Genomic DNA, 8988 nt, shown 5'->3' on the forward strand with positions numbered 1-8988 from the left:
GTTCGATTTAAATCGTGCTTCATACGTAATAATTTAATTAAAAAAGCTTGACCTTAACACTATGTAAAGGTTTACAGTGGAACAGAAAAGGAGGTTAAGAAATGCAAAAAATAACGAAATTGTGTATGAGTGCTGTACTAACCACATCTATTATTAGTGGTTATGCTCAAATTAAGGGAATTGAGAAAGTCCAGGCGAAGGAAATTGAAAAACCGCAGAGAGAAGATAGGAAGAAAGTAGAGGCGCAAAAAATAGTAGGAAAGTATACAATGCCAGATGAAAAAAGCAAACATGAAGGAACATGGCTACAATGGCCTCATGAACTTACATACGGGTCAAAATATCAGCAAGAAGTAGAACCGATTTGGATTCAAATGACAGAATCTTTAAGTAAAGGCGAAAAAGTTCATATTGTTGCATATGATCAAGAAGAGAAAGAAAGAATTATTGAAGTTCTAACGGATCAAGGGGTAAATATGGAGAAAATTGATTTCTTTATCGCACCTACTGACGATGTATGGGCTAGAGATACTGGTCCAATTTTTGTTTACGATAATGACAAAAATTTAAAGATATTAGATCCAGGCTTTAACGGATGGGGAAAGAAAACGCCATATAAGAAAGATGCTCGTCTTCGTGAGAATCTTAGCAATCAGTTAGGCATTGAAAGAATAAATTGGAATAAATTTGTTCTTGAAGGTGGCGCATTTGAATTGGATGGTAATGGAACTGTTTTATTAACTAGAAGTGCTGTGACGAATAAAAATAGGAACGCTAAATTGTCAGAAAAGGATATTGAAAAATATTTTAGTGAACTTGGGGTAACAAATTTTATTTGGTTAGATGGAGCACCTAACTTAGATATTACTGATTTTCATATTGATGGATTTGCCAAATTCCACGATAAATCTACTATTATAACGTTAAAAGAAAAAGATTTGGCTGAATGGGGAGCGTCTGGCAAAGATATTAACAAGTTGCTGCAGGCAAAAGATGCTACAGGTAATAAGTACAAGTATGTATATCTACCGTTAAGTAAGAATAATGTTACATTAAAAAATGGGAAGAAGCTTGATTATAAAGGTTCCTATATCAATTATTATATAGCGAATGAAGTCATCTTAGTTCCAAACTATAATGATCCTAATGATAAAATAGCAAATGAGATGATTCAAAAACTTTATCCTGATCGTAAAGTGTTGGGGATAGATGTAAGAGAGCTGTATAAAAATGGTGGTATGATTCATTGTATTACTCAACAACAACCAATTAATTTAAAATAATATATTTATAATTCTTTGGGAAGTTGTCTATTTCTTATGAGAATCTGTTTATCCATAGGATAGGTAAAGACGCGATAGCATTTTTACCTATTTTATTGTATTTTTTTATGAGTTTAGTATAACTTTCCTATAAACTGAAGAAACCTACCCTTTTTGAAAAAATCTTAATCAAAATGGATAGGTTTTTTAAATGAAAAGCTATACTTGCTGTTGCGGAAGAAACATTGTTTAAAGGTATGTTTTCACCTTTTAAAAGTTTCTAGTACAATCATTCTTACTAAAATATCTATAAGAATAAGATTTATATGTTTTTTTAACAATCCATACATGCCCATCAACTTCAGAATGCAGAATTACCATAAATAATAAAAGTTCAGCGGTTTTTCTGTTTTTATTTGTAACTTAAACGAATTATACTTGGCCAATTATTGTGCAATCTTTTCAAATAAATGACTTTCTTTATTTGAAAATAAGGGTGCATCTATAAACCCAAAATGATAAACTAAAATACCTAATTCCACTCTAGAATGAATACGCCATTTTTCTTTAATATGATTAATTATCGTTGAAATTCTTCTAGGGCTAATATATATCTTTTTGGAAATTTCTGCATCTGTTAATCCTTTTGCTACATAAATAGCCACTTCTAACTCTCTTTCGGTTAACATTCTTTTCATAAAATAAGCTCCTTCGAAATTATTCATATAAAAATCAAAAGAAACTATTATTTGAAATAAAGCTGAAAAATCATATCAAATACTCTTTATTCCCTTTAATTGTAATAATTTCTCTCATTTTAATACAAGTTTGTAAAAGAAACTATAAATCAATATAATTAGTAATTGTAACTATATTAATTTTACATCACATTAAAAGTTGGAAAATATTCTTATACTCATAAATTGTTACATTTGAGGGGGAGAAATGGAATTCTATAATCTCGGTATTATTATTAAAGAACTTAGAAAGAAAAAAAATATATCACAATCTGAACTATGTCGGGGAATATGTTCACAAAGTCAGATTAGTAAGATAGAAAAAGGTATTATTTATCCATCTAGCATATTGTTGTATCAATTATCTGAAAGACTTGGTATTGATCCGAATTATATATTTGCGCTAACTCAAAATAAAAAATTAAAATATGTAGAAAACGTAAAATATGTAATAAGAGATTGCATAAAACAAAAACAATATGAAGAGCTTTATGAAATAGTGAAAAAAGAGAAAAACGAAAATAATTTCGAGTCAAAAGAAAATAAACAATTTCTACTATGGCATGAAGCAATTGCTATATTTATGGTGAACAGATTAACAAAAACTGCTTTAAATCTTTTAAATCATGCATTAAAACTAACTGTAACCAATGCTGATTTTTTATCAGAAAGAGAAATAGATATTATGCATACAATGGCAGTAATCTATGCGGAAAATGGAGAATATGAAAAAAGTATAGGCATATTAAAGAAATGTTTAAGTAATTTTAATAAGATAGAATTTCCTAGAAATAAAGAAATTAAATTAAGAATTATTTATAACTTAACAAAATGTTTACATCTTACATATGAACATGTAGAAGCAATAAAGTACAGTGATATAGGTATTAAATTAGCCATTAATATAAATAGTTTATACTTATTAGGGGAACTAAATTTCGAAAAAGGTTCAAATTTATTAGAACTTCAGCAATCTAGTGAAGATGGTTTTAACTATATTAATAAGGCTTTATTTATTTTTGAACTAACAGAAAGAAAACAATATATTAAGATAATCAATGATAAATATTTTAAAAACCAGAAATAAACAAGAGAAAGCTTTAATATGAGCTATTCCTTATTGGAATTTCCTGTTAAAATAAGTGCTGTAATACGAACTATTCCTTATTGCTGTTTATTGCTAAAATAAGTCCTGTAGTAGTAGATAAAAATAAAGGGTGACATTTTATGAAATCAAGAGGGAGTACTCGTAAAGCAGATAGTATGGGGCGTATTGTTATTCCAATGGAAATAAGACGGAGTTTAGGAATTGTAGAAAAAGATGCGCTAGAAATGTTTGTGGAAGATGATCAGATTATTTTGCGGAAATATCAATCTTCACAAGCTTGTGCAATTACAGGTGATATTTCAGATAAGAATATTTCGTTAGCGAATGGGAAGATTATTGTAAGTCCAGAGGGAACAGAACTGTTAATAAAGAAGTTACAGCAATATCTTTTAAAATAAAAGATAAGTAAGAACTTTAAAATAAAATATACTTGTAAAGAAGGTCCTCTATCATTCAGGGGACTTTTTTTATTGCAAAGACAGGTTGTTTAATTGTTATAAATAAAATAGAGGGGAATAGCTGGTCCAATGAAATGCGAATTAGCCTAAAAGTAGTCTGACTATTTTTTATAAAAAATCCTAACTATTTACATTTTTTGGTTTCGTGTTATATTTTTACTGTTAGTATGAAGAAAATTCTGATTTCTATTTTCAGAAATTTTTAGAAAATGAATTAGATTTTTAAATTAAATATGCTAATTCAAGGGGAATTCGTTGGAGAAATGTAACTAAGAGGAAATCTCGTATCATTCACGTTTAGTATCTGTAAATTGGTGGTTCTAATAGTTCTGACGAAAAGCAAAGGAGCAAAAAAGAAGTGGGTAGTTCATTTAACAGGAGATATGGTGTAGAAAAATAAAATAACGGAGGTTTTATAATGAATAAAGGAATACTGCAGATTACGGAAATTGAAGAAATTACTATTCCTAATGTATTAAAGGATAAAATCAAGAATCTGATAGACAATGAATTAAAAACTCATAATCCTTATACTTGTGATCAAGAAATAGCTGCAAGCTTTTCAAAAGAGTGGCTCATTTGTTTGATTGACTATTCAAAGAAAACTCCGAATTCAGATGTAAAAAAACTACTTCATATGATAAAAGAAGCGAATTGTGGTGGAAACGTACCGCATATCCTTATTAAAAATATTCCGTGTGATCCTATGGAAACCCTATTACCTGGAGAAAATCGCAAAGGCTTTAATTATGGTGAAAACGAACACGATAGAATGAAAAAATATTTTTATGCTGAATGGGTCACATGGCTTTTTGCCACACTTTTTAATTATGATGCTTTGATTCATCCGTCCGAACATGCAGGGAAAAATAGATTTCATCTCATTTCCCCTTTAAACAATGATGAAGTTTTGCGAAATATCGGTGCAAGCACTGGTGGCGGAAACTTTTATCAACATAACGATGCGACAGTGTATACAGATATGAAAGATCAATTACATATTGAAGAAAGATTGAAATCGTTCAATACGAATTTAGACATTGTATCGAATAGACTTAATAAATCCGTCGAACTAATAGTTTCGGAAATTACTTGCGGCAAATTTACGAGGGTTGATGCTCTTTTATTAAAAGGGGTGTTAAATTTAAAAACCAATACTCATATTGGAACACCAAAATTACTTCAAAAGCATCTTGAAGAAAATCACTTCAGTAAAGATGATATATTGGCGATAAGTAAAATGCCTATTGCTCATATCGCAGGAATGGCGGATGGTGAAATATCGGGATTCGTAGGGGAAATAAACCAAATTATATTTTTGGATGATAATGGTGATATTATTGCAACTTGTTTGAATGGAGCAGAAAATAGATTGATTTATGTGGGGGGAAGTGAAGAAGAAAAGTTAAAATTCGACATGTTTTTGGAACTGTTACGGACAATGCCTACTTATAAAGTCCCGCTTACATCTGAAGATTTATTGATTATGCCAAATTCATACTATGGTAAGCAAACAAATGTAACCCATGGTAGAGAAAGGTTATCGGAGGAAGAATATAAAATTCCGATTGGTGATAATAAGTATGGACGTAGAATTGTTTGCAGGCAATACGTTTCCAGCCGATTACGCGACCAGAAAGAGAGTTACTTTACAGATATCATAAACTAGTTTAAAGAGAGGAGGGAGAATGGGAAGGTTTGGGCTGTAATAGCTCAAACCTTCCCATTTCCTTTATATGGATTTTACTATTGAATTACTCATATTACTATTTTTAGTAGCTATTTTAGCAGGATGGATAGATACAATTGCTGGGGGCGGTGGTATGATAACTATCCCAGTAATGTTATTAGTAGGTATGTCTCCTTCTGTAGCGATAGCAACTAATAAACTACAAGGGAGTAGCGGAACCCTCATGGCAACTGTGATTTTTATTAAGAAGAAAGAAATTAATCTCAAAGAAATGCGTTTGTCTATCTTAATGACCTTTTTTGGATCTATTTTGGGTGGATGGCTTATTTTACAGATACGAGCAGAATATTTAATCATGATATTACCTTTCTTACTTATTATTATTGGTCTTTATTTTCTATTATCTCCAAATATAGCAAACGAAGATCGACCGAGAAAAATAAGTATGTTGTTATTTGCGTTAACAGTGGCTCCATTCCTTGGATTTTATGATGGTTTCTTTGGCCCAGGAACAGGTAGCTTAATTGCTTTAGCGTTCATTCTTTTATGTGGATATAGTGCTACAAGAGCAACTGCAAATGCTAAGATTTTGAATTTTACTAGTAATTTCGCTGCTTTGTTATATTTTATTATTTTTGGCCAAATTGATTGGACAATTGGGCTGATTATGATGCTTGGTCAAATTATAGGGTCATATATTGGGGCAAAGATGGTGCTTACAAAAGGGACGTCATTAATACGACCAATAGTGGTTATTGTTTGCTTTGTCATGGCAATTAAAATTTTTTTACAAAATATGAACTAAATGTAATCAATATATTATTTGTATCAAAGTTAGAGTGTTTTAATGTTCTTGTTGCAGTATTACGCTGTTTAAGATGTGTTCAAAATTAAACAATTTGACTAGTGTAATTTATTGCGTTATGCTTTTTTTAGTATAAAAGAAAGGCTTGAAGATAATGATTCGTCGTTTGAAAAAGTTTAAAAATGTAGCTGTCGTATTAAGCTTCTAAGTAAATTATTAAATCTACCATACTTAGAAGCGAGGAATGTAATTATGAAGCATCCATTATATAATCATTGGTCTGAAACGAAGTATTTAAAAGATATAGTAACAAATCCACTTATTGAAGTAGGAGAGTACTCCTATTATTCAGGATATTATGGCGATCAAAATTTTGAAGATGGTTGCGTTAGATATTTATGGGGCGATGCTAAGTCTCGAGTACTTTTCAATCCAATTGAACAGATGGGTTGGCAACTTGATAAACTCATTATTGGAAATTATGTTTGTATTGCAAGTGGAGTTGTCATTTTAATGGGTGGGAATCATAATCATCACCCTGAATGGATTACAGTTTATCCATTCATTGAGCAAATAGAACAATCATATGAACCGAAGGGTGATACAGTCATTAAAAGCGATGCCTGGATTGGTATGAATGCTATTATAATGCCTGGCGTTACTATTGGCGAAGGTGCAATTATTGCAGCTGGATCTGTCGTATGTAAAGATGTTCCACCTTATACAATAGTAGGTGGAAATCCTGCTAAGGAAATAAAGAAACGGTTCACTGATACAGAAATTAATATGCTAATGGAAATGCGTTGGTTTGATTGGGATAGAGAATTGATTGAGAAGGCAATTCCTCTTTTATCTAGTCCAGCCATTGAACCATTGTTTGCTTTTTATAAAAATGAAGTGAAAAATAAATAAATCAGCTAGAAAAACTACATTCAATATAGGATGTAGTTTTTTTCTTATTTAGTATGAGTCTAGCAAATAGCTGCATTGAATAAGTAAAAAACTTGATAGCTAATAAACGAATGCTAAGCTACCAGTGTGTCTCGATATTTAATCGAAACACACTGTTTTTTTGTAAACATGGAACAAATGTATTACTTACACTGTCTATTAAGTGTAATCCTAAAAAATATGAAAGTACGGATCATTTTGAAAAATACGAAGGTATTAAAAAGAGGGATGTGTGTGGGAATACGAAGTGTCATTGTCCTAAAAGGGTTTGATGAGATGGTCTATATGAAAGTTATCCTAACGTCTTATATGTATATAGAATTTGATAACACTGTCTATTTTTTTGAGGATTATGTTAGAAGAACGTTTTTTGAGTACAAAGATATTGGAGGTAACAGAAGTGAAAGGTATGTTTTGCAAGAGATTTATTGCAATAGTAACAGTGATTACACTATTTTGTAGCATGGTCGTTACATCTGGAAGAGCATCAGCGGAAACAGTTCCTGCTATAGACGTTGAAGCAGGATCAGCAATTTTAATAGAAGCAAATTCCGGGAAAATTTTATATGAAAAAAATGCAGATGAATCATTGGCAATTGCTAGTATGACAAAAATGATGAGTGAATACTTAGTTCATGAAGCGGTGGATAAAGGAAAACTTAAATGGGATCAAAAAGTTAAAATCTCTGAATATGCACATAAGATTTCGCAAGATCGCTCATTATCAAACGTTCCATTAGAAAATGGTGGCTCTTATACGGTTAAAGAGTTATATGAGGCAATGGCAATTTACTCTGCAAACGGTGCAACAATTGCTTTAGTTGAAGAGATTGCTGGTAAAGAAGTCAATTTTGTAAAAATGATGAACGATAAGTCGAAAGAGTTTGGAATGAAACATTATAAATTTGTAAACGCTACAGGCTTAACAAACCAAGATTTAAAAGGATATCACCCAGAAGGGACAACTCTAGACGAGAAAAATAAAATGTCTGCAAGGGATTGTGCAATCTTAGCGCAACGTCTTATTCAAGATTTTCCTAAAATATTAGATACTGCAAAAATTCCTAAAAAAACATTCCAAGAGGGTGGTAAATATCCAATTGATATGGCGAATTTTAACTGGATGTTAAAAGGCTTAATTAAGCAATACGAAGGTGTAGATGGTTTGAAAACGGGAACTACTCCAGAAGCGGGAGATTGTTTCACTGGTACAGTAGAAAGAAACGGTATGCGCCTAATCTCTGTAGTGATAAAAGCAAAATCTCATACGGCACGTTTTGATGAAACAAAGAAATTATACGATTATGGATTTGCGAATTTTGAAGTGAAGAAAGTCTATGGGAAAGATGTAGTAGTAAAAGGGCATGAAACAGTGCGAGTAGCAAATGCAAAAGACAAAGATGTAGTTGTTCAAACGAAGCAAGCTGTGTCACTTCCAATGCCAAAAGGCAACAATGACGTTTATAAAAAAGAATTTAAAGTATCGAATACGGAACACGAAGCGCCTATTAAAAAGGATGTAACAATTAGTAAAATGATTATCTTGCCTAGAGATAGTGCAGATCCTGGGTTCTTATCAGGTAAATCATTACAAATAGACCTTGTAACAAAATCTGATGTAGAACAAGCAAATTGGTTTACACGTTTTATGCGCCAAATCGGATCATTCTTTAGCGGTATGTGGGATAGTACGGTTGATATAGTAAAAAGCTAACTTTATAGGATAAAACTACATATTAATCTGAAAAAAAGTTTCAAAGTATTATAGATTCTTATGTGGATAGCTTGGAATGGAAGATTGCATTAATTCTCAAATTGGGTTCTTCGGAACTTTTCGTATTGCTACCAAGGTAAATTAAATTTGTATCTATATAACCAAAAAACGCTATTCTTTTTGTATTGGAGTGAACCCTGAGAATGAGACGATAAAAAACACCTCTCTAAATCGTAAGTATCAGTTATGATTTTAATGGAGGT

At 31.3% G+C, this 8988-nt stretch carries 8 protein-coding genes; 7 read left to right on the forward strand and 1 reads right to left on the reverse strand.

Translation table 11 applies throughout. The features are described from left to right. Nucleotides 1-101: 101 nt before the first annotated feature. On the forward strand, nucleotides 102-1283 hold the full coding sequence (locus tag JDS81_RS21325; RefSeq protein WP_142311450.1) for an agmatine deiminase family protein: 1182 nt from the start codon (nucleotides 102-104) through the stop codon (nucleotides 1281-1283). 425 nt (nucleotides 1284-1708) lie between these two features. Here the strand turns inward: JDS81_RS21325 and JDS81_RS21330 are convergent, their stop codons facing one another. Further along, entirely contained in the window at nucleotides 1709-1960 is a 252-nt protein-coding gene (locus JDS81_RS21330) for a response regulator transcription factor (protein WP_000827556.1), read from the reverse strand. A 247-nt stretch (nucleotides 1961-2207) separates the two neighbouring features. On the opposite strand from JDS81_RS21330, the gene JDS81_RS21335 reads away from it, so the two are divergent. The 6 genes from JDS81_RS21335 to JDS81_RS21360 all read left to right on the forward strand — a co-directional run bounded on the left by JDS81_RS21335 (nucleotide 2208) and on the right by JDS81_RS21360 (nucleotide 8725). Beyond that, a complete protein-coding gene (locus JDS81_RS21335; protein WP_097954102.1) occupies nucleotides 2208-3086 on the forward strand; it encodes a helix-turn-helix domain-containing protein in 879 nt (292 codons plus the stop codon). 140 nt (nucleotides 3087-3226) lie between these two features. Next, nucleotides 3227-3505: an AbrB/MazE/SpoVT family DNA-binding domain-containing protein gene (locus tag JDS81_RS21340; RefSeq protein WP_000842219.1), complete on the forward strand. Its 279-nt coding sequence runs from the start codon at nucleotides 3227-3229 to the stop codon at nucleotides 3503-3505. A gap of 478 nt (nucleotides 3506-3983) precedes the next feature. After that, complete coding sequence (locus JDS81_RS21345; protein ID WP_097954101.1) at nucleotides 3984-5234, forward strand: hypothetical protein; 1251 nt, start codon at nucleotides 3984-3986, stop codon at nucleotides 5232-5234. 67 nt (nucleotides 5235-5301) lie between these two features. Beyond that, a complete protein-coding gene (locus JDS81_RS21350; protein ID WP_000347979.1) occupies nucleotides 5302-6060 on the forward strand; it encodes a TSUP family transporter in 759 nt (252 codons plus the stop codon). A 252-nt stretch (nucleotides 6061-6312) separates the two neighbouring features. Next, complete coding sequence (locus tag JDS81_RS21355; RefSeq protein ID WP_000682551.1) at nucleotides 6313-6972, forward strand: CatB-related O-acetyltransferase; 660 nt, start codon at nucleotides 6313-6315, stop codon at nucleotides 6970-6972. Nucleotides 6973-7411: 439 nt separating this feature from the next. Further along, on the forward strand, nucleotides 7412-8725 hold the full coding sequence (locus tag JDS81_RS21360) for a D-alanyl-D-alanine carboxypeptidase family protein (RefSeq protein WP_097954100.1): 1314 nt from the start codon (nucleotides 7412-7414) through the stop codon (nucleotides 8723-8725). Nucleotides 8726-8988: the final 263 nt, after the last annotated feature.

The sequence above is a fragment of the Bacillus cereus group sp. N31 genome (assembly GCF_016483245.1).
In the GTDB taxonomy this organism is placed as follows: Bacteria; Bacillota; Bacilli; order Bacillales; family Bacillaceae_G; genus Bacillus_A; species Bacillus_A toyonensis.

Bases quoted from the DNA above. Each gene is read 5' to 3' on its own strand.
- JDS81_RS21325 (WP_142311450.1), top strand. From the start codon at position 102: ATGCAAAAAATAACGAAATTGTGTATGAGTGCTGTACTAACCACATCT.
- JDS81_RS21330 (WP_000827556.1), bottom strand. From the start codon at position 1,960: ATGAAAAGAATGTTAACCGAAAGAGAGTTAGAAGTGGCTATTTATGTA.
- JDS81_RS21335 (WP_097954102.1), top strand. From the start codon at position 2,208: ATGGAATTCTATAATCTCGGTATTATTATTAAAGAACTTAGAAAGAAA.
- JDS81_RS21340 (WP_000842219.1), top strand. From the start codon at position 3,227: ATGAAATCAAGAGGGAGTACTCGTAAAGCAGATAGTATGGGGCGTATT.
- JDS81_RS21345 (WP_097954101.1), top strand. From the start codon at position 3,984: ATGAATAAAGGAATACTGCAGATTACGGAAATTGAAGAAATTACTATT.
- JDS81_RS21350 (WP_000347979.1), top strand. From the start codon at position 5,302: ATGGATTTTACTATTGAATTACTCATATTACTATTTTTAGTAGCTATT.
- JDS81_RS21355 (WP_000682551.1), top strand. From the start codon at position 6,313: ATGAAGCATCCATTATATAATCATTGGTCTGAAACGAAGTATTTAAAA.